The organism is Micromonospora sp. NPDC005173 (genome assembly GCF_040608515.1).
In the GTDB taxonomy this organism is placed as follows: Bacteria; Actinomycetota; Actinomycetes; order Mycobacteriales; family Micromonosporaceae; genus Micromonospora.
In genome coordinates, this window is sequence record NZ_JBEXIK010000004.1 from 186,457 (window position 1) to 211,912 (window position 25,456).

A 25,456-nucleotide genomic window follows, 5' to 3' on the forward strand; every position below is an offset into this window, starting at 1 on the left:
CTCGACCACCCGCGCCGGCATCCACCCCCCGACACTCAGCCGACGGGCAGGGTCGACTCGCGCATCACGACGCGACCGGGGAACTCCTCCGAGCTGGCCGCGGCACCGTCGATAGCTGCGAAGAGCCGTTGGCCGGCCACCGCGCCGAGATGTTTGAGGTTCATGTCGATGCTGGTCAAACGCGGGCGTGAGTCCGCGGCGATGGCTTCCCAGTTGTCAAAGCCGATCACCGAGATCGTTCGCGGCACATCGCGTCCGAAGTCGCGCAGCGTCTCCAGGACACCCCGTGCGATCTGGTCGCTGCCGCAGAAGATCGCGTCGACCTCGGGATGTTGCTCGACGACCATGTGTGCGGCGGCTCTCCCCCAGGACTCGTCCCACGACCCGAAGTAGGGCCGGTCGCCGACCATTCTCAGGCCGGCGGAAGCGAGCATCGCCGCCGCGCCCTCGGCGCGGTCCCGGGCCGCCTGGAAACCGGCCTCCCCGGTGATGTGGGCGATGTTGCGCCGGCCGCACGCCAGCAGGTGCTCGATGGCGAGCCGTCCACCTCCCACGTTGTCGACGGTGATCGAGATATCCGCCGGATCGGCGGAGGGGGCGTAGACGTACACGACCGGCACGGGGATGTTGCCGGCCAGCGGCGGGCGGGGGTCGGTGCGGGAGCCCACGACCATGAGGCCGTCCACGCGCCGGGACAGCAGCGCCTGTACGTGATGCTTCTCCCGGATCGCGTCGCCGCGCGCGTCGCACAGGAAGACCGAGACCTGACCGGCCCCGGATGCGTCCTCCGCGCCCATCAGGATGGGGATCGAGAAGCGCCCCTCCAGGTCGCTCGTCAGCAGGCCGACGGTCCCGGTCCGACCACTGAGAAGCCCGCGGGCCAGGGCGTTCGGCGCGAAGGACAGCAACTCCGCGGCCTCCAGCACTCGGACTCTCGTGGTCGTCCGCACCTCGCCGCGTCCGTTGATGGCCTTGGACGCGGTCGCCACCGACACCCCGGCGAGCTTGGCGACATCGGTGAGCGTGGGCGGGCGATAAGCGGGGACCTCAGGCTCGGTGGTCATGCTTGCTCCCTCCCAGCGACCCACACCGCAGCGGTGGGCGTCGGCGAGGCCGCCGCCGGAGTGTCGTGTCGGTCAGCCAGCGGAAGCACATCCTAAAACCTTTTCGGCGACGTTGCGGCGGGGTTGCAGCCCGAACACTACACGGGGATCCCGGGGCTCTTGTGGCAGGCGGGGTCGCGGCAACTCGCCTCCTCGAAACCTCTCTCGAAACCTTGAGCGGCCGGCCGTTGGGCCACCGGAACAGCCGAGGCCCGGTCGGGTCGACCGGGCCACGGCCATCCATGGAGTGGGCGGGCAACAGCCGGCACCGCCTACGGAGCGAGCTCCTTGTTCGATCGAGCGGCGCTCGTCACGACGATCGACCTCTCCCCCCGGCTGAAGATGCCGGCCTCGACGAACGCCTTCGCGATGTGACTGACGGTCGACACGAACTGGCCGTGGTTCTTGAAGGGCGCCTGATCCCAGACCAGGTCGAGGAAGGTGGGGCCGTCGCTGCCGGGCGACGGAATGCCCGCTACGGGCACGTCGTAGTTCGGCAGCCCGTCGTTCCGCTTGCGGTTCGGCACACCGGTGTCGACCGACCCGAACACGATCGTCGGCTCGACCCGCCGGAAGTACGTCGAGGCGGCCTGGGCGTCGCCGATGTGGTACGGCCGCAGGGTGAAGCCGTGCGTGGTGAACAGCGCGTCACCCTTCGCCGTGGTGCTGTCGCGAGTGATCGCCGAGCGGGCGTAGTCGCCGTCCCGCTTCAAGTGGCGGTACAGGGACAGTTCCCGGTAGTTGCCCACACCCGGGTTCCCCAGGATCTGCATGAGGAGGGGACCCCAGAAGACCGACTGCGTGTCGGGGCGGTCCAGGGCCCGCTCGATTCGGATGCTGAACGGCATCCGAATCTCGATCGTGTCGCCCGGCTTCCAGGTCCGGCTCAAGGTCAGGTAACTGCCGGGCTTGGCGGCGACCTTCTGAGCGACGCTGTTGATCGTGACGAAGAAGCCCTTCTGCACCCAGCCCGGCACCCGCAGCTTGATGTCGAGCCGGCCGCGGCCGTTGACGGTCAGCCTGGTGCGGTCGTCCCGCGGGTAGCTCGTCTCCTGAGTGACGACGAAGCCCTTCTCGGCCCAGGTCAGCGTCGACGGTGCGTACAGGTTGACCCAGAGCGTCCTGCCGTCGGCCGACTTGAAATAGATCGTCTCCTGGTACTTGGTGTGGTTCTCCATGCCGGTGCCGCCGCAGCAGGTGCCGGTGTTGCCGTAGCTGCGGGTGGCCCCCGGGGTCAGCGGCTGGAAGTAGGTGACCTGCGGGTTGTTGACGTTCGTGTTGTCGGCGCGCGAACCAAGGATCTGGTTGAGCAGGCCGCGCTCGTAGTAGTCCAGGTAGGCCGGGTTGTGCTCGTGGAGGAACAGGTTACGAGCCAGCTTGATCAGGTTGTAGGTGGTGCAGGTCTCCGCGCCGCCCTGGGCGATCGAGTTCGCGATGTTGCCCCGGTTCTGGAACAACTCGGTGTTGTTGTTGGAACCTGGGTAGTTGCCGCCCGTCCCGCCGTTGGCATACATCCGGTGCGGGACGACCATTCCGAGGAAGTTCTTGGCGGCCTGGAGGTACTCGCGGTCGCCGCTGTGCTCGTAGACGCGCAGGTAGCCGATGAACTGCGGCACGTGCGAGTTGGCGTGCAGCCGGTCCGGCCGACGACGACCGGGACGGGTCTGTGGCGTCGTGACGAGGATGTCGCGGTTCTCGACGCAGGCGTCGAAGAGTGACTCCCGGTTGTCGAAGCGCTTGGCGGTGTCCAGGTGCCTCGCGTCGCCAGTGAGCGCGTAGATCTCGGGGAACACCTCGTTCGCGCCGCCGGTCTCGCCCGCGATGTAGAGGTCCCACATGTAGTTCAGGTTGTCCCGGGTGATCGGGCCCGAGTACGCGGGGTGGTTCTTGTCCCCGACGGTGAGCGCGAGGTGAGCCCAGTCGGCCATCCTGACGACCACGTCGAGGGCCTTCTGGTTGTCCGTGTGGTAGTACGCGTCGAGCAGACCACGCATGATCTTGTGCTGCGTGTACCACGGCGCCCAGGTGTTGGTGGTCAGGTCGCCGCCGTAGACGGCCCACCTCGGCGGACCGAGTCGGAGCACCGCGTCCTCCGGGATCGCGCCCAGATAACCCGGGTGGGTCGGGACCCAGACGGCGGCCCCGCCGCTCTGGCTCGCCACGATGCCGCCGTCCCGGCCGTTGGGCGAGGCGTCCCTGATCGTGGAGCCTTCCTCCTCCTCGAACCGGTACCAGGCGATCGACCCGCCGCCGGTGCTCCCGTCCGCCGAGTCCAGCAACGACTGGACCTCTGGCTGGATCAGGGCACGGTCGAAGATGTGGAACTCGTCGACGGTCGCGTCCAGGAACGGATCGCCGTACTGCGACCGCCCGATCCACCGGTTTCCGGGGTTCCCGAGGTCGGCCGGACTGAGGGTCATGGCCGTGTTCTGGCCGGCCTGCTGGCCGTTCACGTACAGCGTGCCGGTGTTCTGGGTGAGGGTGACGGCCAGATGCACCCACTGGTTGGTCGCCAATGCCGCGGCGCCGTCGATCCGCTGCTCCCCGCCGCTTCCGCTGACCGTGATCGCGAACCTCGGCACGTTGCCGGTGACACCGGCACGCGGGGTCAGGAACATGTTGACCGTGGTGTTCTGGCCGAAGTCAAACAGCCGGCTCCAGCTCTGGGCGGATGCGAGATTCACCCAGGTGGCGATGGTGAAGTCGGCGAGCTGGCTGATCGCCTCCTGGGGAAGGGCCACGTGCTGTGCCCGGCTGGGGCCGTTCAGGCGGAGGCCACTTCCGAAGCGGCCCGGCACCCGGCCGATCTGCGGCTCCTCCGGTTCCTCACCGCCCGGGTCGCCGCCCATCCGCGCGGTGATAGCGGCCTGGCACGCCGCGAGCTCGTCGACCATCCAGTCGAGCTTGCTCTTGAAGATCGGCTCTCCATGGTCGGCGTAGCCCTGCGCCAGGGCTGTCATGAAGTGGCCGGCCCAGTGGCCGCTGAGCAGCCCGCCGTCCTCCCAGCCCCCGGGGACGGAGACGCCCGGCGGGTTCGGCCGACCGGCCTGATTGTTGAACAGCACGAGGAAGCGCCGCTCGTCGAGCTGCCGAAGGTAGTTCTTCATCCGGTCGCGCTTCTCCTGGAGCAGGCCGTCGCCCAGCGTCACGTCGCGCAGTTGGAACGGCCTGACCGGGGCGGTGCCGCCGGGGCCGGGATCGGCCGGGGTCGCGCCCCGCGCGGTCGGGCCGATTGTCGCATCGGAGGTTGTTGCTGCCTGGGCAGCGGTCGTCGGGAGCGCGCCCGCGGTGGCCACCGCGGCGACACCGACGGCTGATGCCTGAAGTACCTGACGTCGACTGGCGGGCATTTTCTCGGATTGGACCACGTGAAAATCGTCCTTTCAGGCGGGGGTACGTGCTGACGGTTCGGCCTGCCCCCGGGCTTCCGCCCGACCCTCGTCCCGGGCGTCGGCGAGCAACTGCACGAGTCGCCGCCGGCGTCGCCGGGCGGTGCTCCGGATGGTGAGGGCGAGGGCTGCGAGGATGGCAGCGAGGGCCAGTTGCGGCCAGGGCAGAGCCCAGGTCGTGACGGTGGCGGTGGCGGACTGGATCTCGGCGCCCGTGGGCCCAGCGCCGGGGACGGCCGGGGTGACGTCGACGCTCGTCCGAAGTCGCCCCCATGCCCGGACTCCGTCGACGCGGGCGTCGACCTCCCGGCTGCCGCCGGGAAGCATCTCGTCGACCTTCGTTGAGGTCTGCCGCGTGCCCAGGCCGAGCGGCCCGGTGGCGGTCGTCCGGCCGGTACCGGTCACCGCCACGGTGCCGTTGTTCGTCGTGGTGTACCTGAGGTGGATGGCGCCGGCCGAGAAGGGGTTCCACGAGCGCTCGTACCTGGCGGTGAGACCGCTGATCGCCAGGGCGGCCGTGACCGTACCGCTGGCCCGCAGCATGACTCGGAACCCGACCCGGCTCTCGACGGCGACCGTGCCCCCCGTGCTCGTGACCGTCGCCGCGATGCCGGCCGGGTGGTCCCCCGGCGAGGCGTCGTGCGGCACGGTGATGGTGAACGGCACCACCTTCGTCTCCTTGGGCCCGACGGTGACCGCCCTCTGCACCGTGATCCAGGTGCCGCCGTCCTCCGACTCTCGGTCGGACGGGAGCATGTTGAAGCGCCCCTTGTCGGTGAGGTAGCCGTCGGCGGCCTTCAGGGCGAAGACCGCCCTGCCGTCGCTGAGGTTCCGCACGGCCAGGTGCTCGGTCACCACCTGACCCGGGTCGAGCGTGCGCTCGATCCACCGGCGGCCGTCGGGACCCTGCTGGTTGGCTGGCTGGACCGCCCAGGTCAGGGTCGGACTGGTCGGTTCCGCCACCGCGGTGGCGGGTGCGATCGGCACGGTGACGAGCACCGCGGCCAGCAGGGCGAGCAGCCGCATCGGCGTCCGCGGCAAGGTCCGGATCATCGCGGGGTCCTTCGACGAAGGGATGTGATGGTGGGGGCCTCGGCGAGACGGCCCCCACCCGTGCGTCACTCGAACAGGGACAGGGTCAACGTCGAGGTGTACGAGCCGGCGGCGACATCCGCCGGGGTCCGCAGGTACAGGTCGGCGTTGACGGAGTACGTGTCGCCGGTGACCGCCGCGGAGTCGAACGTCGACACCAACAGCTCCTGGTCGACCAGGCCCACGTTGTTGCCGGGCTGGGTCGGTTCGTCCAGGACGGTCACCACCTCCTCGCCTCCGGAGACCAGGCCGGTGTCGCCGCCGTCGAGCAGGCGCGGCTTCCAACCGAGGTGGCCGGCGCTGATCGGAGCCTGGCCGGCGCCGCCGACGAAGTCGGTGGCGCTACCCAGCACGGCCCAGGCGGCGTTGTCGGGCACCTCCTCGGCCGTACGGGTGTCGGTGACCGTCACCGTCGGCAGGGTGCCGACGAACTGACGGACCAGCAGGGTCGAGCCGTCCTCGGACAGCGCGACCGAGTTGCCGGCGATCGACATGGCGAGCACACCCGGTTCGGTGATTTCCTCGATGTCGACCGTCACCTGCACGTCGGCGTTGTCACCGGGCTCGGCCCGGGCCGGCGACTGCAGCGCCACCGTCCCGACCAGCACCGCGCCCGCCGCGATCAACCGCTTTCGATTCCACGTGGTCATGTGCTACTCCAATGTCACTAGTGGTTACGGAGCCTGACGGGGATCGCCGGCACAATCGACACCGGCGTGGTCTGCGGTGCGGACGGTCGTCACGTCCTCGCCGTTGATGGGCCCGGTGGCCCGGACGGTCGCCGAGCCGGCCGCCACCGAGACCGCCCGGGTCGCGAACGACTGGTAGGCGTTCGCACCCGGCGCCACGTTGGCGACCGAACGCTGGCCGTGCGCCGTCTCCAGGACGATGTCCACCGGCGCGTCGTGCTCGTTGCGCGCCTGCACGGCGACGTACGCCCTACCGCCGACGCACCGCGCCTGCGCGCTGACGGTGACGGGCACCTCCGGTGGTACGCCCGGGTCGTCGGCGAAGACCCGCCAGTCCGTGATCGCGACCGCCGAGTAGGTGGTGCCGTTCCCGTTGGCCCGGATCGTGGCCCGCACCCGGGGCGTGGTGACGGGGTCGAAGGTGACGGTGTTGAACGCGGTGGTGCTCGTGCCGTAGGCGGATGCGCCGGTCACGTCGCGCCAGGCCGAGCCGGGCTCGTCCCAGTACTGCAGCACCCACCCGTCGGGCTCGGCCACGCCGTCGCCGGTGCCGCGGTTGGCGTCCCGCCAGAACTTCAGTTCGGCGCCGGTGATTCGTACCGGGCGCGACCAGTCGTACTGGACCCACTGGGTCGCCGGACGGGTGCCGGACCAGGTGCCCCAGAGCTGGGCCTGGCTCGGGTTCGACGGGTCGGCGCCGTCGTTGAGGGCCGTGACGCTGTTCCAACCCGCCGTGTAGGAGGCGGTCGGGGTCGCGATGGGCCCGATGTTGCCCGTGAGTGGCCCGGACAGGTCCGCCGGGATGGTGACCGTCTTGGCGGTCTCCAGGTTCCCTGCCACGTCGAGCGCACGGAACAACACGGTGTGCCGGTTGGAGTCGGGTGCCGCGATGGCGCCGCTGTAGGCGGTCCACGCGCCGGTGCCGATGGAGTACTCGATGCGGGCTACCCCGGAGGTCGCGTCGCTGGCGGTCAGTGTGACCGTCCGGGTGGCGCTGTTCGCGGTGGCGGTGCTGACCGGTGCCGTGGCGTCGATGCGTACGGGGACGTTCGCGGGCGCGGAGACGTTGCCGGCGCGGTCGGTCGCGGTCGCCCGCACGGTGTGCTGACCGTCTCCGGAGACGGTGACGTCAACCGACCGCACGTCACTCGCGGTGACCGGCTCGCCGTCGTCCACCCGCGACTCGATGGTCAGCCGACCGCCACGGTCGTCGGTGCCGGCGACGCGCACTCGCACCGCGGACCGGAACCAGCCGGCACTGCCCGCGCTGCCGCTGGGCGTGAGCGTCAGCGTCGGCGGGGTCTCGTCGCCCTCGGTGTCGCCGGGCGAGATGACCCTGACCTGCGCGGATACGCGGCCGGCGGCGTAGCCGAGCACACTGCCCTGGATGGTGAACGTTCTGGGCGTCGCGACGTCGTCGGGCTGCACCGGGTCCCAGAAGACCGGCACCCCCAGCGTTTCGGCGCCGAACGACACGGGAACGCTGCCGGGCAGTTCGGTCTCCCCCACCTCCACCGTCATCGCCGGTGCGCTGACGGTCTCCGGCTGCACTGCGAGGATCTTCCACTCTTCGACCGCCACCGCCGAGTAGGTGCTGCCGTTGGTCGACGCGTCGAGCACGGCGCGTACCTGCGTGGTGGTCACCGGGTCGAAGGTGGTGTCCTGGAAGCCCTGCGTGCCGGTCGGGAAGCCGCTCGGATTGGGCACGTCGGCCCACTGCCCGGTGTCGAGGTTCCAGTACTGGACGCGCCAGCGGGCGGGTGCGGCGACCCCGACGCCGCTGCCCTGCGGCTGGTCGTTCCAGAAGTCGATCTGCGAACCGGAGATCCGCATCGGCTGGTCCCACGTGTACTGCACCCACTGCTGTGGCGGGTTGTTGCCCGTCCAGGTCCCCCACATGTCCGGTGGCAGCGGGTTCGATCGGACGATCTCGTCGTTGAGCGCCTTGACCCAGTACTGGGTGGGCACCGGTTGGTTGGAGACGGTGACCGTCGCCTCCTGGGCGATGTTCGGCCGGGGAGTGCGGTCCGGTCCCCTGATCGGTGTCGGCGTGACGAGCTTCATCCGCGGCGGGGTCAGCGTGTCGTCCCACTCCAGCGGGTCGATCGCCACCGAGCGGCGGAAGTGGCCGCCGCCAACGGCGTCAGCGGTGTGGTAGGCGAGGTACCACGTGCCGTTGAACTCCAGGATGCCCGGGTGGCTCGTCGTCGAGGAGACCGGCCGGAGCACGGTCCCGCGGTAGGTCCACGGCCCCTGCGGCGACGACGCCGTCCCGTACGCGATGCAGGCGTGGTAGTTCGCCGGAGTGCACTGCGAGGTCGGGCCGGCGTTGTTGCCGGCGTACGCCATGTAGTAGGTGTCGTTGCGCTTGAAGACCCAGGCGCCTTCGAAGAAGCCGGTCAGGCCGGTGACGGTGCGCTGGGTGCCGACCGGGGTCTTCATGTCCTGCTGGAATTCCTGCATGCGCAGCTGGCTGAACGAGCCCCACCAGACGTACACCCGCTGGTTCGGGGCGGTGCCGTCGATGAGGATCGTCGGGTCGATGTTGTGGATGGTGTTGGCCGCGGGCACCCGCTGGGAGATGATCGGCCCGCCCGCGTGGTCGGTCCACGGGCCGGTCGGGCTGTCCGAGACGGCCACGCCGATGGCGAACTTGTCGGCCGCCGGGCTGTCCCGCTCGTTGATCGGGACGTACCAGTAGTAGCGCTTGTCGACGCCCTGCATGACCTGGCCCGCGTACGCGCGTCCCGGTGTCGCCCAGGCGAAGACCTGTTCCGGGCGCATCAGCGACGGATGGTGGGTCCACTCGCCGGCTTCGACGTCCGTGGTACGAAACGCGCCCCACTCGTTCATGATGAAGTCGTTGGTGGACGGTCCGGCCTGGTCATGGCCGGTGTAGATGTAGAGCTCGTCCCGGTCGGTGTCGTTACCGGGAGCGCCGGCCGGCACGACGACCGGCGCCGGATCGGCCGAGTAGTAACTGCCGTCGCCGAGGATCGGGTTGACGGTGTTGGTGAAGGTGTACGGATCGGCGGCGTAGGCCGGCGCGGCGACCCCGACCAGGCCAGCGGCGACGAGCCCGGCGACCGCCGTCGCGGCGGCCATCCTGCGGAGCCGACGCGACGGCCGGGCGGTTGGTGGGGCGGCGCCGCGCACCACGGTGGTGTTCACGGTGTCGATCTCCTCACTGTTTGGCGGGGGTGGTGGCGGCACCGGTACGGCGCCGCCACCACGGATGCCTAGCCGCAGCTGAGTGCGCCGAACGGCGCCTCAAACTCCTCGGTTACCGGCTGGCCGTTGACGGTTCCGGTGGCCTTCACCGTCGCGATCCCGGCCTGCACCGTCCTGGCACGGGTGTTGAACGCCTGGTAGGCGGCCTTCCCGGGCGCGACGTTGGCCACCGTGCGCGACCCGTACGGCGTGACCAGCTCGATGGTGAGCGGCACGTCCTCGGCGTTGCGAGCGTTGACCGAGACATAGACGTTGGCGCCGGTGCACTGTGTGCGTGCCTGCACCTCGACGTCCCACGCCGGGGTCTCCGGCGGGTCGCCCACGGTGAGCGTCAGCGTGGTCCGCGTGGCACCGGCCTCGCTGACGTAGTAGGGCAGGATCAGGTCACCGATGATGGTGTAGCGACCGGGGGTGTTGACGATGTTCTCGTCGAAGTCCCAGTCGACACCGATGGCCTGGTTGTCCCGGGAGCCGTCGTTGTAGGAGACCTCCACCTTGTTCGGCAGGTATGGCAGCTCGCCCACCTCGACGGCTTGCTCGAACGCCTCGGCGCCCTGGATCGAGATGCCGCCCGGGGACATCTCGGGCCGCACGTAGATGCGGGCCTCGGCGATCTGGCCGTACGCGTCGTTCGTGCCGTAGACCACGAACGGGTCCACGTTGGGCTCCGCGACCATCGCTGGCGTGATCTCCTGCCAGTTGAACGCGACGGTGCCGCGAGCGCCGCTGGCATAGATCGCGTCGAGCGTGCTCGGCAGGGCGAGCACCTGGCCCACGCCGGTCCGGATGAGCACCGGCGAGCGCACCGAGTTGACGGTCTCGCCGTTGGCGCGCCAGCGCAGCACGCCCGTGCCGGCACCGCCATCCATGAGGCCCCAGATGCGGATGCGCAGGTAGCTGGTTGTGACGGGTTCGAAGTCGAAGTGGTTGTAGGTGTTGGTGGTGAGCCCAGCGGCGTACGTCGAGCCCTTGGTGAGGGTGACCGGCGTCCAGGTGGTGCCGTTCTCGGAACTCTCGATTGCGTACGTCGTGGCCGTGGGCCGACGGGTGCCGCCGTTGTCGTCGTACCAGTAGATGTCGGTCGACGACAGCCGCACCGGTGCGGTCCACCGGTACTGGAGCCACGCGGCACGCTCGATGCTGGTGCCGTTCTGCGTCTGGCCCCAGTTGCCCCAGCCGTTTCCGGCACCCGGGTTGGAGCTGTTCGGGGTGCTGCTCTCGTTGACCCGCTGGTGGTTCTCCCACGACGAGGTCCCACTGGTGCTGATCGTCGCCGAGGAGCCGAACTCCGCGACGACCTCCCGCTTGGCGAGGGTCGCCGCCACGGTCGCCTCCGACCGCTTTTCGCCATCAGTGGCGAAGAGCCGGAACACGTAGTCACCCTCGACCGTGCCGGTCACCCGGGTCGCCAGCGCCTTCGCGTCGGAGAAGATGACGCCCGCGCCCTGCGGCGCCGAGACGGTCTCCCAGCCGAAGGTGAGCTCGCTGTCGTAGGGGACGCCGTCGTCGGACGCCGTGCCGACCAGCCTGGTGGACAGGTTGCCGTCCGCCGAGCCGTCGCGGGTGGCGGTGACCACGGGTGCCTGGTTGGAGACCTCCGGTACGTCACGCCCCGAGTCGAACGCCTGGATCTCGGAGATCGCCGTGAAGAAGGTCGGGTTGTTCGTGAAGGCGATGCGCAGCTTGTTCGACGTCACGGTGTCGAACAACGCCTCGTTGAACTTCGCCGACGGGACGGTCGGGCTCTTGAACTGGCCCGGTACCTCCTTCCACCCTCCGTTGCCGTCGGGCACCTGGACCCACCAGCGCGCGGGCTCGCGGTAGCCACCGGCTTGACGGTCGCTGACGAAGAACACCTTCACGTTGTCGAAGGACTTGGCCGAACCCAGGTCGAGCTCGACGTAGCCGTTCTTGTCAGCGGTGCCGTAGTTGCCCCAGTACGGCTCGTTGGCGGTGACGCCGTCGGTCACGGCCGCCAGCGACACCGGCCGCTCGGTCTCCTTGATGGCGCCGGGCGTGTAGTTCATCGAGGTGGTGCTCCAGCCCGGCGTGTGGAACTGCCGCCACGGCGTCGGTCGCACACCCTGCTGGGTGTACGACGAGCTGAGGTTGGCGCCCGCCGTCAGGTTCGGCGCGTCCTCGGTGAGGTCGATGCCGGCCGTCTTGAGGTACGAGACGACGCGGTCGTCCTGGATCGGGGCGTCGACCGCGCTCGGGAAGTTGGCCCCGGTCGTCGCGGTGAAGGTGACGGTGAGGCCGTCCTCGGCCTGGACCTGGTTGGTGCCCGGGTCGTAGGTGAGCTTGCCGACCTTGTCGGTGCTGACCTTCTTCTCGCCGTTCAGGAACAGGCTGTAGCCGGCGCCCAGGCCGTACTTGCTGCCGTCGGGGTCCCAGACGATGGTGACGTCCTGCCCGTGGTAGCGAAGGTTGTTGGCCATGAAGTGTTCGTAGCCGAATGTGATCGGCGACAGCTCGATCTTGTCGTCGGAGCGCGGCTGCAGGCCCGCCATGTCCTCGACGAAGATGTAGTTCATGTTGCCGAGCATGATGTGGTTCGGGTTGTTGCGGTTGTAGGTCTTCGCGGTCGCGTTCCAGTTGGAGTAGTACTCCGCCTGGTTCGCGACCCGCATGTCCGCACCCGGGTAGATGCTCCAGGCCATCCAGTCCAGCAGCCGCTTGGCGTACGCCGGGGTGATGTACTTCTGCTCCGGGTCGTAGTGGCGCAGCGCGGAGCGGACGCTGCGGTACTGCACGGTGAAGTTGATGTTGGAGAAGTTGTTGGAGCCGCCCACCCCGTAGGCCGACCGGTCGTACTGGTTGGCGGTGTAGAACGGGAAGATCGGGAAGTTGTCGCCGTAGGTCAGGAAGCGGAACCCGTCGACGTAGGTCTGCCACTGGTCGAACGGGATGAGGTTCTCGGCGTAGATGTCGTAGAGGTTCGACTCCTTGGCCGGGATCAGGTCACGGGCCGACTGGGGCAGCGGGTTGGGCCGGCCGTTGGAGCTGGCCGCGCTGGTGGCTCCGTGCGACGTGCCGGCCAGGAACATCCGCGTGTCGGGGCTCCACAGCCGGTCGAGGATCGCTGCGCGGATCTCGTTGGCACCGGTCGCCATCTCGTCGACCTTGGCCTGGTCGGCGCCGGCGATCTGGTAGAGCTGGCGGGCGGCGTCGAACGCGCCCCACACGTACGCCGACTCGGGTCGCTCGATCGTGCGCGCCCCGGGTGCGCCGGCGTTGGTCTTCGGGTAGCCGAAGGTGATGGCGTCGGCGTCGTTGCCCGGCATGTAGTTGGTGTCGTACGCGATGAGCTTGTCGTCGTTGCCGTCGTAGTGCTCAAGCTGGCCGACGCCGTCGCCCTCGAAGTAGTGCGCGAACTTCCCGGCGATCTCCTTGCCACCGCCGTGCACGTTGTAGGCCTCGAGCCCCGCCGTGCCGAGGTACTGCGAGTAGTGGTTGTTCCAGCTCGTGTGCCCCGGGCTGTCCAGGAAGGCCGAGGAGCCGGACAGCTCGCCGATGTTGAGGATCTGGCCGTACGGCAGGTAGGGCGTGCGCAGCCACTTGGTGTCCTGCAGGTGCATCGGCTGGGTCAGCGCCACGGCGTTCTGGTAGAGGTTCACCCCCTCGATCGTCGTCGGGTACTGATAGACGTGACCGGATGCGTTCGCGTCGAGGCTGTTGTACCGCTCGCCCCACCAGCGGTAGACGATGGCCTTCTCCAGGGCGGGGTCGGGCAGGTCGATGTAGGGGACGTCCTGTGCCCAGCGGCGGTTGAACGCGGTGATGCCGGTACGCACGGCCGTGGCCGCCGACATGGCGGCGTACTCCTGGTAGCTCTCGACCGTCTTGGTCAGCGTGGCCGAGGAGACGGCGCCGACGACCGACAGCGACAGCGAGCCGTCCGCGGGCACGGTGATCTCGCGGTCCAGGTTTGTGCCGGTACGGCTGAAACTGGCACCGGTGAGGTCGATCTTGATCGAGTTCCACGCGGTGTCGACGAGTCCGTTGTTTGCGCCGCTGGTGATGGTGCGCGTGCCGGTGAGCGTCGCCGTGCCCGTTCCGGCCTGGGTGGCCAGCGGGGAAGCGGCGCGGACGGTGAAGGTCGCCGGCGAGCCGCCGGGGTTCTTGAAGTCGATGGCGGTGACCGCGACGTTGTCGTCGGTAATGAACTTGGTCAGGTCGGCGGTGACGCCGGTGGTCCCGATCGTGTACCGGCTCTTGGCGTGGCTCGGCGCGTTGAACCGGTTCGCGTTGACCTCGGTGACGGTCTGCCCCGGCACCGTGACGGTGTACAGGTTGCCGAGGTTGTTGGGGCCGCCGACGTAGGCGCTACCGGCGAAGCCCATGGTGGTGAAGTTGTTGTTGCTCGCGCCGCGCATGTACAGGGATCGGCCTCGGGTCATCAGCACCGCTGACCCGAGTGTCCCGTGGACACCCAGAATGCGGTCGAGGTAGTAGTCCGTGCCGCCGGCGGCGAGATCCTTCTCGAAGATCGACTGGTGCATGTTCCCCGCGGTGAACGGCACACCGGGCATGAGCTGGTTGGCGACGTCGCCGACGTTGCTGTAGGCCGGGTCGCCGATGTCCATGGCATGGCTCTGCCCGTCGGTGTAAACCCCGACGTCGCCCTCGTTGCCGGGCAAAATCGGGCTGGCGGCGTTGGCTGGGGATGGCACACCCACAGCCCCTCCCACCACCAGCGCGGCCAGGGCGGCCCAGAGGGGCACCCTCCGCACGCGTCCATGGATCATGTTCTTTCCTCCTTGTTGTCGGTGCGGCCGAACGGGTGGAGCGTTAGCGCTAACATCGGGCCTGCCCTTCAGCCCATGACGTCCGGGTCAGCGGTCCATGGGCAGCCAGACGCGCATCGTCGAGGGCCCGCGATTGGCCCAGGCGTGGTACTCCACCAGCGCCACCTCGTCGAGTACCTCGCCGACGATCGGCGCCGCCCCGGCCGCGTCGGGTCGGTAGGGCCAGCCGTGGTCCTGCGGGTGCACGCGCCGGCAGCGCACCGTGACCCGGCCATCGACCAGGCGGGGCGGCTGGCTGGTGTCGACGCGAAGCTCATCGACGGAATCGACGCCGGGTACGTCCACCGACTCCAGGGCGAACACCAGAGGGCCGCGCTCCACCGCGACGCAGCCACGGACCGAGTCGATCCGCGCGTCCGGGTAGGTGAACCGGGGCGCCATCGGCAGCGACAGGACAACCTCGTCGCCTCGTCGCCACGTCCGATTCTCGGTGACGAAGCCGGGACCGACCGGGCGGCTGTCTCCGTCGATGGTCACCGTCGCACCCTGGGCCGCCCAACCGGGCACGCGCAACGACAGCGACCAGGGGCTGTCGTCGTCGCTGTCGATCCGTACCCGGATCTGCCCATCGTGGGGGTAGTCGGTCGCAATGCTCACGCACACGTCACGCCCGTCAGCGAGGCGATGCTCGACGGTGCCGGGCATGTACTGGTGGAGTTGGAGGCCCTCGTCGTCGAACGTGGCGATGTACGCCGTCAGGCTGGCCAGGGTACGGGCGACGTTGGTCGGGCAGCAGGAAACCTCGAACCAGGGTGCCCGCAGCGAGGCCGCCGCACGAAGGCTGGGCCGGTCGGCGTCGGGAAGGGTGCCGAGCTCACGCCGGTGCAGCGTGTTGGTGTAGAAGAAGCTCCGCCCGTCGGCCGACGGCGAGGTCGACACCACATTGAACAGCGTCCGCTCGATGAGGTCGGCGTACCGGGGGTCGCCGTCGGCCAGCAGCAACCGCCACGCGAGCATCACCGAGCCGACGCCGGCGCAAGTCTCGGAATACGCGCGGTCGGGGGCCAGCAACCAGTCCTCGCCGAAGGCTTCATCCTGGTGGCGGGAGCCCTGACCGCCGGTGACGTACGTGCGCCGGGCCACCGCGTTCTTCCACTGGTTGCGTACCGCCTCCAGCAGGCTGGCGTCTTTCAGCTCGACCGCGACGTCGGTGGCGCCGGCGGCAAGGTAGTTCGCCCGCACCGCGTGCCCGCGCAGGACTGTCGCCTGCCGCACGGGAAGCTCGTCCTGGAAGTACTCGCGACCGTACTCCACATCGCTGAGCCGGCCATGGCCCCGCCGGTCGACGAAGAGAGCGGCCTGGGTCAGGTAGCGGTCGTCACCGGTGACCCGGGCGAACTCCACCAGCGCGGGCTCGATCTCCGGATGTCCGCAGAGGCCGTCGATGCCGTCCGGCCCGAACGTTTCGCACACGTTGTCGGCGGCACGGCGGGCGATGTCGAGCAGCCCGTCGTCCGCGCCTGGACGCGTTCGCGCGCGGGCGACCGCGGCTTGCAGAAGGTGACCGATGCAGTAGAGCTCGTGACCCCATTCGAGGTCGGACCACCGCGGTGCCTGGCCTGGGCGACCGAACCTGGTGTTGAGGTAGCCGTCGGACTCCTGTGCCGCGGCCACCCGGCGCACGATGGCGCGAAGTCTCGTCTCGAGCTCCGCATCGCCGGTCCGGCCGATCTCCCACGCCATTGCTTCGAGGAACTTGTAGATCTCCGAGTCGGAGAACTCGCGTCCACGGCGTTCGCGCGAAAGGTCGCCCTGCACGGCGAGGTCGAAGTTTCGAATCCAGCCTTCCCGCTCAAGCCAGTGCTCGATGTGCTCGAGGGTCGCGACGCCGTTGATTGATTGACGCTCAGCCCAGAATCCGCCCGTGATCCGGACTTTGTCCAGCCCGACGGGCCGCAGCCGGCCACGAATCGGCAGGACAGGGGCGGCCGCAGGTACGGTGCCGCTCATGGTCATCCCTTCATCGCGCCGGACATGAAGCCGCGCACGTAGTGTCGTTGAAGCAGCAGGAACAGCACGATGCACGGAAGGGCGAGAACGACGACGCCCGCTTCAGTAGCCCCGTAGTCGACGACACCTTGAACCTGGCCCCGCAGATTGGAAACAGCGAGCGGAAGTGTCATGCGCTCGGTGTCGTTGATGAGGATCAGCGGCGCCATGAAGTCGTTCCACGCGGCGAGGAATGCGAACAGCCCCACGGTGATCAGGCCCGGCTTCACGGCGGGTAACAGCACTCGCCACAGGGCGCTGAACGACGAGCACCCGTCGACCATCGCGGCCTCGTCCAGCTCGCGCGGCACCGCTTCGAAGGAGATGCGCATCAGAAAGGTGGAGAACGGCAGTTGGAACATCGTGAGGACCAGGGCCACGCCGACGAGGGAATTCTCCAGCCCTACCTGGTTCAGCAGCACATAGAGCGGGATGAGCAAGGTCGCGTACGGGACCATGAGGATGGCGAGCGTCACCAGGAACAGGATGTTCTTGCCCGGGAAGCGGAACCGCGCGAACGCGTAACCGCCGAACAGGGAGATCAGCAGCGTCAGGGTGACGGTGAGCAGGGAGACGAAGGTCGAGTTCGCGAGGTAGCGCCAGATGCCGGCCTGGTAGTTGGCCAACGTCTCGTAGTTGCCGAATCCCCAACCATCGACCTGGTTCGTGCCGGCCTGCGGGCCGACCGAGGCGACCGCCGTCCAGAGCAGCGGAGCCAGGAAGATCAATCCCACCGATCCGGTGAACACCCAGTACGGTGTGCGCAGCACTATGCCGAAGATGGTGACGCCCTTGGTTCTGCGCCGGCCGACTGGCGCCACGGGTGACAGAGGTGGCCCTCCGGCAGTGGTTGAAGTGGAACTGGGCAGGGCGACCATCGTCGTCAATTCTCCTCGGACCGGAAGGCGCGCAACTGCAGCGCATTGATGAGGACCAGGGCCACCAGCACGATGACAGAGAGGGCCGCCGCCACACCGAGGTCGTTCTGACCTTGGAACGCCACCATGTAGATGAGCTGAACGACCGTGATCGTGCTGTTGTCCGGCCCGCCCTTCGTCAGGATGTAGAACTGCTCGAAGGCGAGCAGGGAGCCGGTCACGCAGAGGACGGTCGTCAGTGCCAGGGTCGGACGCAGCAGCGGCAGGGTGATCTTCCGAAAGGTCTGCCAGCGGCTGGCTCCGTCCGCGCGTGCGGCCTCGTACACGTCCGCCGGTATGCCCTGCAAGCCGACCAGCATGAGCACCATGTAGAAGCCGGCGTAGCGCCACACGATGAGGAAGGTCGTCGAGAAGAGCGCCGCGTTCGGTGAACCGAGGAAGGTGACGCCCAGACGATCCATCACGGGTGCCAGTGGGCTCGCGTACGGCGAATAGAGCACGTAGAACAACAGGGACGCCGACGCCAGCCCGAGGGCACTGGGAATCAGAAACGAGGCACGGAGCAGGTTGTTCCACCGGCTCGACTCCTGCACGAGCAGGGCCAGCCCCAACCCGAGGGCCAGCAGCAGCACGGTCGCGAGCGCCGTGTACTTGATGGTGAACACCACCGAGTCGGTGAAGAACCGGTGGTTGATCGCCTTCACAAAGTTGTCGGGAGCGTTGATCCCCTGGTCGCCGGCCAACAGCGGCCATCTCGACACCGACATCTTGATGACGAGCAGCAGCGGCACAGCGAACAACGCCACCACGAACACCGCGGTCGGCGTCGCGTAGAGCCAGCCAAGCAGGGCCTGACGGCCGCGTGGGCGGGCGCGGTCCCGCATCGCCGCACTGGGCGGGCGAGACGGTGCGGTGACTCTCATGGAAACCTCTCGTTCAGTCGCGACGGGCGGTCGTTGACACGTGCGAGTCGTGTCCCACCGCAGGCGCATGCCGGCCGACAAGGCCGTTGGACGGCACACGCCTGCGGTGGACACCTACTGCTTGAGTACGGCGTTGATCTCGCCGTTGTCCTTCTGGAGGTCGCCGCTACCGTTCAGCACCCGATTACGGACGAGGGTCAGCCAAGGGCTGTTCGGCGCGTTGAACGCCTGCTGGAAGTTCAGCGCGACGGGCGTGTCGCCCTTACCAGCCGCGTCGTTGATGGTGACCAGCCGCGGGTCCTCGGCGGCGTACTTGTTGCTCGCGAGGTCGGCGCGGGAAACCACGTCCTTGTTCTTCGCCAGCACCTCGACCTGGGCGGCCTCGGACATCATCCAGCTGAGGAAGTTCCAGGCCTGCGCCGCCTTCTTCGAGTCTTTCGAGACGCCGATGCCGTCTCCGCCGACAAAGGTGGAGCCACCACCGGTCGGGCCGGGGATAGCGGCGACACCGACGTCGAACGGGGTCGAGGAGAGCAGCGTCGCCGGGTAGAGCATCAGTCCGACCTTGCCCTCGGTGAATGCGGCAGTCCAGGTCGGACCGGTCTCGCCCGCCGAGGAGGGCAGCACGGAACCGGACTTCCACATGTCATGCCAGGTGCTGTAGACCTTCTGGGCGGTGTCGTCGCCGAGCTTGGATTCGGTGCCGTCCTCGCTCAGCACCTCACCGCCGCCCGCCCAGACGGAGGGGAACCAGGTGAAGACCAGGCAGCCGCCGCAGTTCAGACCGGCCGCCGTGCCGTAGACGCCGGGCTTCTTCATTGCCTGCACCGCCTTGGCGGCGGCGGCGTATTCGTCGAGCGTTGCCGGCGCCTTCTCCGGGTCCAGCCCGGCGTCCTTGAACAGCTGCTTGTTCCAGAACAGCATCGACAGGTCCAGCACGAAGGGTAGGACGTGCTTCTTGCCGTCGAGCGTGCCGGCCGAGAGGTGCCCCTTGTTGATGGAGTCCTTGAAGCTGAGGCCGTCGATGTTCGCGCTGAGATCCTGGAACAGGCCCTGGTTCACCCAGTTCGGCACATAGACGATGTCCGCGGCGAAGAGATCCGGCAGGCCGTCCGAGCCCGCCGCCGCACCGACCTTCGCGACGTAGTCGTCGTTGGGTACGACGGTCAGTTTGACCTTGTTCTGGTGGCTGGAGTTGTACGCCTCGACGAGCAGCTTCGCCTGCTTCTCCAGGGGGGCGCGGGTCCACAGGGTGAGCTCGCTGCCGTCGTCGACGCCGTTGGGTCCGGCCTCGGCCGCGCTCGAGCCGCCCGAGTCGTCGCCGCTGCACGCGGCCATGCCGACAGTCAGCGCCGCCACGAGGACTCCCGCCAGCGAACGAAGGGCAGTGCGTCTGCCCAAGGTTTTTCTCATGATTCCTCTCCTAGGGTTCATCGTTCGGAGGGAGCCGCCAGGCGGTCCCCGCGAGCTGAGGCTCAGACCGGATCATTGGTTCGCTCGGGTTGCTGAGACGGGGCTAGAGCCGCCGGTGGATCCGGTCCGCGTCGCCCGCGTCAGTCGCTTGCGGTGGCGTGCCGTGTTGCCGCCCTATGTGGATCGTCTGCGCCGCGCTGTCGCAGCTGACCGCTCGACGTATTGGGTTGACCCTCGACAACGCTGCTGATCGCACCGCCTCCGCGCGCGGTGCCGCGTACGTCCTCATCGCGCCTCCGCCTCCCGCCGGATCCGGCGCGGCTCGTGCGTCACGTCGTTACCGCCGCGACCGAGGTGGTGGATGTCACTCCGCCGCTAGCGTGTCGCACGAAAACGGTTTCGGCAAGATGTCGAAGCAGTAAAAACTGAACGGTCTTCGCCGATGTCCTTGCCGGCTTCAGGACGATGCCTGCGCACTTCGGTTGCCGGAAGCATGGGACCGCAAACGACTGACGGGGCCGCTGAAAAGCTTGCGAAAGGGTTTCGGCGGCCCGACGCCGGCCACGGCCGGTTGCGCCGAGCGAGGTGCCGCCGGTGTCCCCCGAGTGACCGGCCGGCGGCAGAGAACGGCGTGGCACCTGGCGCGGATAGCACCATCACGGAGACGACGTGGCGAAGCTCAGCTGGAAAGTCGGCGCGCAGGGCGAACCCTGCGCGCAACCAGCGCTGCGACTGTGCTCAGCCCTGACCGGGCTCGCCGGTCTGGTCCCACATCGACTTCATCTCGCCGAACGCCTGCTCCATGATCTGCACCATGGAGGCCCGGGCACGGTCGCCGTCGTGCCGCTGGATCGCCTGCGCCACGTCGGCGTGCAGCTGGAGGGCCTGCTCGTGGGGGTAGTGCGGCATCAGGTCGTAGTGGTGGCGGCCGGTGAGCACCTCCGCCACCAACTCCTGCAGCTTGACGAACATCTCGTTGCCGGAGGCGGCCAGCACCCGCCGGTGGAACTCGATGTCGAGCTGGAGGAAGCGCGCCTCGTCCCCGGCCTTCCCGGCGGCCCACATCTTGGCCGCCAACCCGACGAGATCGCTCGCCTCGTCGTGGTCGACCCGGCTGGCGGCCAGCCAGGCGGCGTGCGGTTCGACGGCGGTCCGCAACTCGGTGATCGAGCGCATCTGCGCCATCCGCCCGGCCGAGGCCAGTCGCCAGCGGATCACCTGCGGGTCGAAGACGTTCCAGTCGCGCGCAGGCCGGATCAGCACCCCGACCCGGCGCCGGGTCTCGATGAAGCCCATGGAGGCCAGCACCCGCAGGACCTCGCGGACGACCGAGCGGGACACCCCGTACCGGTCGACCAGCTCGTCGATGTTCAGGACGGAGCCGGGCGTCACCTGGCCACCGCAGATGGCGGTGCCGAGGTGGTCGAGAACTTGCGCGTGCAGCCCGGCCTCGGCAGGGGCCTTCTTCTGGACGGCTGCAACCCCTGATGAGGACGGGTCCACGCCATGAAGCATATCAGTTGAAGATCACCCCTTGAATAAATCCGCTTTATCGGCCTAGCATCCGGACGTTAAGCGGATGTAAACACGAGGTTCCGCCCTACCCCCGGGGCGGCGACCACGACAGAAGGAGAGATGGACGTGCGGCGTCGATCGATATTCGGAACTTCTCTGGCCGTGGTTGCCGCCATGGGCCTGTCGGCATGCGGCGGCGGTGACGACAGCGCCGCGTCGACGACGGTGCGGGTGACCCTGGCGAATCACGTGTGGACGGAGAACATCAAGAAGGCTCTGCCCGAGTTCGAGAAGCAGACCGGCCTGAAGGTCGAGATCACCCAGCTCGGCGAGGACCAGCTCTCCGACCAGTACAACGTCAAGCTGAACGCGGGCTCCAGCGACATCGACGTGATGATGTACCGCCCCCTGCAGGAGGGGAAGCTGTTCGCCAAGAACAAGTACCTCGCCGACCTGTCCGACGAGGTGAAGTCCAACAAGGACTGGGACTTCAGCGACTTCCAGGCCGGCCCGGTGACGGCCACCTCGTACGAGGACAAGGCGGTCGGTGTCCCGATCATCACCGAGCAGGAGGTCCTCTACTACCGCAAGGACCTGCTGGCCAAGGCCGGTCTGACGGCCCCGCCGAAGACCCTCGACGAGCTCAAGACGGCCGCAGCCAAGATCAAGGCCGCCGACCCGGGCATGGCCGGCTTCGTGGCCCGTACCGGCAAGTCGCCGGCGGTCACCCAGTTCTCCAGCTTCCTCTACAGCTTCGGCGGTGACTTCGTCGACAGCAGCGGCAAGGCCACCGTCAACAGCGAGCCGGCCAAGCAGGCGTACGCCTACTACGGCGGGCTCCTCAAGGACCACGGCCCGGCGAACGTCAGCACCGACATGAGCTGGCCCGAGGCGATGGCCATCTTCACCCAGGGCAAGGCGGCGTTCTACACCGAGGCCAACTCGCTCTACAAGAACGCCACCGACCCGGCCAAGTCGAAGGTCTCCGACACCGTCGGCTTCGCGCCCTTCCCGGCCGGTCCCGCCGGTTCGAAGCCGTACAACATCCCCTCCTGGGCGCTGGGCATCAACGACAACTCCGAGAACCAGAGCAACGCCTGGAAGTTCGTCGAGTGGGCGACCAGCAAGGAGCAGACGCTCGCGCAGCAGAAGTCCGGCGTGCCGGGCGCGCGTACCTCGGTCTGGGCCAACCCGGAGGGCACGGCGACGTACCCGAAGGACCTCGTCGAGGCCATCGCGGCCAGCACCAAGGAGGGCGTGGGTCACGACCGCCCGCTGGTCAACAAGGTCGCGCAGGCGCGGGAGATCGTCGGCCAGCCGATCGTCGACGCCATCGCCGGCAAGGACGCGGCGGCTGCGGCCGACACCGCCAACGAGGCGTTCCAGAAGTTCCTGGACGACGAGGCCAAGTAAGCCTGGCGCGGGGGTGGCGGGGCCGACCGGCTCCGCCACCCCCGTCCGGCCCGCCCACCCCGGAGATCTCATGGCAGCAGTGACCACTCCCACCAGACCGCCCCGCCGCGCCACCGAGACGCCGGACACTCCGGCGTGGGCACGCTGGGCCAACGACCACCGCAAGTGGCTCTTCGCGGCGCCGGCCATGGCCTTCGTCGCCGCACTGATCATCTTCCCGCTGGCCTGGACCGGCTATCTCAGCCTCACCGACGCCGAGGGCTCGGTCCGGGCGGAGTCCGAGTTCGTGGGCTTCCAGAACTACGTCGAGGTGCTCTCGGACACCGACCGGTTCTGGCCCGCCGTCGGCCGGACCGCCGGGTTCACCGTCGTGGCGTTGCTGTTCGAGGTGGTCCTCGGCATGGCGGTCGCGTTGCTGCTGTGGCGACCGTTCCGGGGCCAGAAATGGGTCCGGGTCGCCATCCTGATGCCGTTGGTCGCCACCCCGGTCGCGGTCGGCATGATGTGGCGGCTCATCTTCGACCCGAACATCGGTCTGGCGAACCAGGCCCTCGGCTGGATCGGCGTCGGACCCCAGCCATGGCTGGCCGGCCAGCACTCGGCGCTGCCCACGACGATCTTCATCGACGTCTGGCAGTGGACCCCGATGGTGGTGCTGATCCTCCTCGCCGGCCTGACCTCGCTCTCCGACGAGCCCCAGGAGGCGGCGCGCATCGACGGCGCCAGCGCCTGGCAGCGGTTCCGGCACGTCACCCTGCCGCTGGTGATGCCGACCGTGGTCGTCGCGATCCTGCTGCGCGGCATCGACGCGCTGAAGACCTTCGACATCCTCTACGCCACGAAGGGTCGCGGCGGCGGCTCATTCCACGAGGTCGAGACGCTCAACGTGTACGCCTACGGCCTGAGCTTCGACTACAACGAGTACGGCATCTCATCGACAGTCCTCATCATCTTCTTCCTGATCATCATCGGGTCGATGTGGGCCCTGACGTCCCGTAGGAAGGAGTCGCAGCGATGAGGTCCAGCCCCGCCTACCGGGTGTTCCGCGTCGTGGCGCTCACCGTCGTGGTGATCGCGCTGCTCGCACCGCTGCTCTGGATGGTCGCCGCGTCGTTCAAGACGAACGTCGACATCTACGACACGGGCAAGGCGATCGCCTTCTCGCCCACCCTGGACAACTACGCCAACGTCCTGGAGCAGGCCAACTACGTCCAGTTCATCGGCAACAGCCTCTGGGTGGCCTTCGCGGCGACCGCGCTCTCCCTCGTCCTCGGCATACCCGCGGCCTACTCCATGAGCCGCTTCAACATGAAGAAGTCGGCGCTCGTGGTGCTGATGGCGCGGGTCATCCCCGGCGTCTCCCTGCTGGTCCCCTGGTACTACGTCTTCTCCAACCTGAAGATGGTCGGCGGGTTCAGCGTGCTCGTCCTCAGCCACATGTTCGTGTCGCTGCCGCTGGTGGTCTACATCATGATGGGCTACTTCGACAGCCTGCCCCACGAACTCGAGGAGGCGGCGCTCGTGGACGGGCTGACCCACATCGGCGCGTTCCGCCGGATCACACTGCCGCTGTCGATACCGGGCGTGGCCACCGCCGGCATCCTGTCGTTCATCTTCTCCTGGAACAACTTCATGTTCGCCCTCGTGCTCTCCGGCGCCGACACCAAGACCCTGCCCGTCGCGATCTTCGACTTCGTCGGCTACGCCAGCATCGACTGGGGCGGCCTGATGGCGGCGGCCAGCGTCGTCACCCTGCCGATCATGGTGATCGCCCTGTTCGTGCAGAAGTACGTCGTCTCCGGCCTCACCGCCGGCGCGACGAAGGGCTGAGGACACCGTGACGACAATCGCGCGGGTCGAAACCTTCCTGGTCGCCCCCCGCTGGCTCTTCGTCCGCGTCGAGACCGAATCCGGAATCGTCGGCTGGGGCGAGGCGACCTGCGAGGGCCGATCCGAAACCGTCCGGACCGCCGTCGAGCAGCTCAGCGAGCTCCTGATCGGCCGGGACGCGCTGCGGATCGAGGACCACTGGCAGACCATGACGAAGGGCTCCTTCTACCGGGGCGGCCCGATCCTGGCCAGCGCTGTGTCCGGCCTGGACCAGGCGCTGTGGGACATCGCCGGCAAGCGGTACGGAGCGCCGGTGCACCAACTGCTCGGCGGCCCGGTCCGGGACCGGATCCGGGTCTACGGCTGGGTCGGCGGCGACGAGCCCAACGAGGTCCGCGACCACATCGCCGCGCAGGTGGAGGCCGGGCTGACCGCGGTCAAGATGAACGCCTCCGGGCGGATGAGCCCGATTGCGTCGGTCGCCGAGCTCGACGGGGTGGTCCAGCGGGTCGCCGCCGCCCGGGAGGTGCTGGGCGACGAGCGTGACGTCGCCGTCGACTTCCACGGCCGGTTCACCCTCGCCAACGCCCGCCGCGTCGCCCCGCTGCTCGAGCCGTACCGGCCGCTCTTCCTCGAAGAGCCGGTCGTACCGGAGAACTCCCACCTCATCGGCGACTTCGTGCGGTCCACGACCACGCCCGTCTCGACCGGAGAGCGGCTCTACAGCCGGCAGGAGTTCCTGCCCGTCTTCCAGGCCGGCATCGCGGTCGCCCAGCCGGACCTCTCGCACGCCGGCGGGATCTCCGAGGTACGCCGGATCGCCGCGCTCGCCGAGGTCTACGACGTGCAGCTCGCCCCGCACTGCCCGCTCGGGCCGATCGCCCTCGCGGCGTGCCTGCAGATCGGCTTCGCCACGCCCAACTACCTGATCCAGGAACAGAGCATCGGCATCCACTACAACCTCGGCGCCGAGGTGCTCGACTACGTCCTGGACACCACGCCGCTGACCTTCGTCGACGGGCACATCGAGCGACTCACCGCCCCCGGGCTCGGCATCGAGATCGACGAGCAGGCGGTACGGGCAGCGGACAAGCGCGGGCACGCCTGGCGCAGCCCCACCTTCCGGCACCCCGACGGCTCCTACGCGGAATGGTGAGCCTGCTCGACGGCCACTGGACCGCAA

Annotated in this window: 15 protein-coding genes; 4 read left to right on the forward strand and 11 right to left on the reverse strand. The window is 68.5% G+C overall.

Translation table 11 applies throughout. The annotated features are described in order from the left end of the window. Positions 1–35 precede the first annotated feature (35 nt). The 11 genes from ABZV00_RS07960 to ABZV00_RS08010 all read right to left on the reverse strand — a co-directional run bounded on the left by ABZV00_RS07960 (position 36) and on the right by ABZV00_RS08010 (position 21,018). Complete coding sequence (locus ABZV00_RS07960) at positions 36–1,064, reverse strand: LacI family DNA-binding transcriptional regulator (protein ID WP_355602871.1); 1,029 nt, start codon at positions 1,062–1,064, stop codon at positions 36–38. A gap of 311 nt (positions 1,065–1,375) precedes the next feature. After that, positions 1,376–4,453: a beta-L-arabinofuranosidase domain-containing protein gene (locus ABZV00_RS07965; RefSeq protein ID WP_355602873.1), complete on the reverse strand. Its 3,078-nt coding sequence runs from the start codon at positions 4,451–4,453 to the stop codon at positions 1,376–1,378. Positions 4,454–4,486: 33 nt separating this feature from the next. Beyond that, a complete protein-coding gene (locus ABZV00_RS07970) occupies positions 4,487–5,545 on the reverse strand; it encodes a hypothetical protein (protein WP_355602875.1) in 1,059 nt (352 codons plus the stop codon). A 65-nt stretch (positions 5,546–5,610) separates the two neighbouring features. Further along, complete coding sequence (locus tag ABZV00_RS07975; protein WP_355602877.1) at positions 5,611–6,234, reverse strand: hypothetical protein; 624 nt, start codon at positions 6,232–6,234, stop codon at positions 5,611–5,613. 24 nt (positions 6,235–6,258) lie between these two features. Beyond that, the gene (locus tag ABZV00_RS07980) at positions 6,259–9,453 is read right to left on the reverse strand and encodes a family 43 glycosylhydrolase (protein ID WP_355603123.1); all 3,195 of its coding nucleotides are present in this window, start codon (positions 9,451–9,453) and stop codon (positions 6,259–6,261) included. Between the two features lie 59 nt (positions 9,454–9,512). Continuing rightward, entirely contained in the window at positions 9,513–14,252 is a 4,740-nt protein-coding gene (locus ABZV00_RS07985) for a discoidin domain-containing protein (RefSeq protein WP_355602879.1), read from the reverse strand. An 87-nt stretch (positions 14,253–14,339) separates the two neighbouring features. Beyond that, positions 14,340–16,262, reverse strand: a complete 1,923-nt coding sequence (locus ABZV00_RS07990) for a beta-L-arabinofuranosidase domain-containing protein (protein WP_355602881.1) — start codon at positions 16,260–16,262, stop codon at positions 14,340–14,342. 2 nt (positions 16,263–16,264) lie between these two features. After that, positions 16,265–17,071: a carbohydrate ABC transporter permease gene (locus tag ABZV00_RS07995; RefSeq protein WP_328417670.1), complete on the reverse strand. Its 807-nt coding sequence runs from the start codon at positions 17,069–17,071 to the stop codon at positions 16,265–16,267. Between the two features lie 113 nt (positions 17,072–17,184). Then, complete coding sequence (locus ABZV00_RS08000) at positions 17,185–18,102, reverse strand: sugar ABC transporter permease (RefSeq protein ID WP_328417672.1); 918 nt, start codon at positions 18,100–18,102, stop codon at positions 17,185–17,187. Positions 18,103–18,216: 114 nt separating this feature from the next. Then, positions 18,217–19,461, reverse strand: a complete 1,245-nt coding sequence (locus ABZV00_RS08005) for a sugar ABC transporter substrate-binding protein (protein WP_355602883.1) — start codon at positions 19,459–19,461, stop codon at positions 18,217–18,219. A 792-nt stretch (positions 19,462–20,253) separates the two neighbouring features. After that, positions 20,254–21,018 carry an FCD domain-containing protein gene (locus tag ABZV00_RS08010; protein ID WP_355602885.1) on the reverse strand — a complete coding sequence of 255 codons (765 nt, stop codon included), beginning with the start codon at positions 21,016–21,018 and terminating at the stop codon, positions 20,254–20,256. 186 nt (positions 21,019–21,204) lie between these two features. Between ABZV00_RS08010 and ABZV00_RS08015 the strand changes: the two genes are divergently transcribed. The 4 genes from ABZV00_RS08015 (at position 21,205) to dgoD (ending at position 25,429) form a co-directional block, all read left to right on the forward strand. Beyond that, a complete protein-coding gene (locus tag ABZV00_RS08015) occupies positions 21,205–22,443 on the forward strand; it encodes a sugar ABC transporter substrate-binding protein (RefSeq protein ID WP_355602887.1) in 1,239 nt (412 codons plus the stop codon). 70 nt (positions 22,444–22,513) lie between these two features. After that, positions 22,514–23,461, forward strand: a complete 948-nt coding sequence (locus ABZV00_RS08020) for a sugar ABC transporter permease (RefSeq protein WP_355602888.1) — start codon at positions 22,514–22,516, stop codon at positions 23,459–23,461. Continuing rightward, on the forward strand, positions 23,458–24,273 hold the full coding sequence (locus ABZV00_RS08025) for a carbohydrate ABC transporter permease (protein WP_355602890.1): 816 nt from the start codon (positions 23,458–23,460) through the stop codon (positions 24,271–24,273). Before ABZV00_RS08020 ends, ABZV00_RS08025 begins: the two co-directional genes overlap by 4 nt. Before the next feature lie 7 nt (positions 24,274–24,280). Continuing rightward, positions 24,281–25,429: a galactonate dehydratase gene (gene dgoD / locus ABZV00_RS08030; RefSeq protein ID WP_328417684.1), complete on the forward strand. Its 1,149-nt coding sequence runs from the start codon at positions 24,281–24,283 to the stop codon at positions 25,427–25,429. Positions 25,430–25,456: the final 27 nt, after the last annotated feature.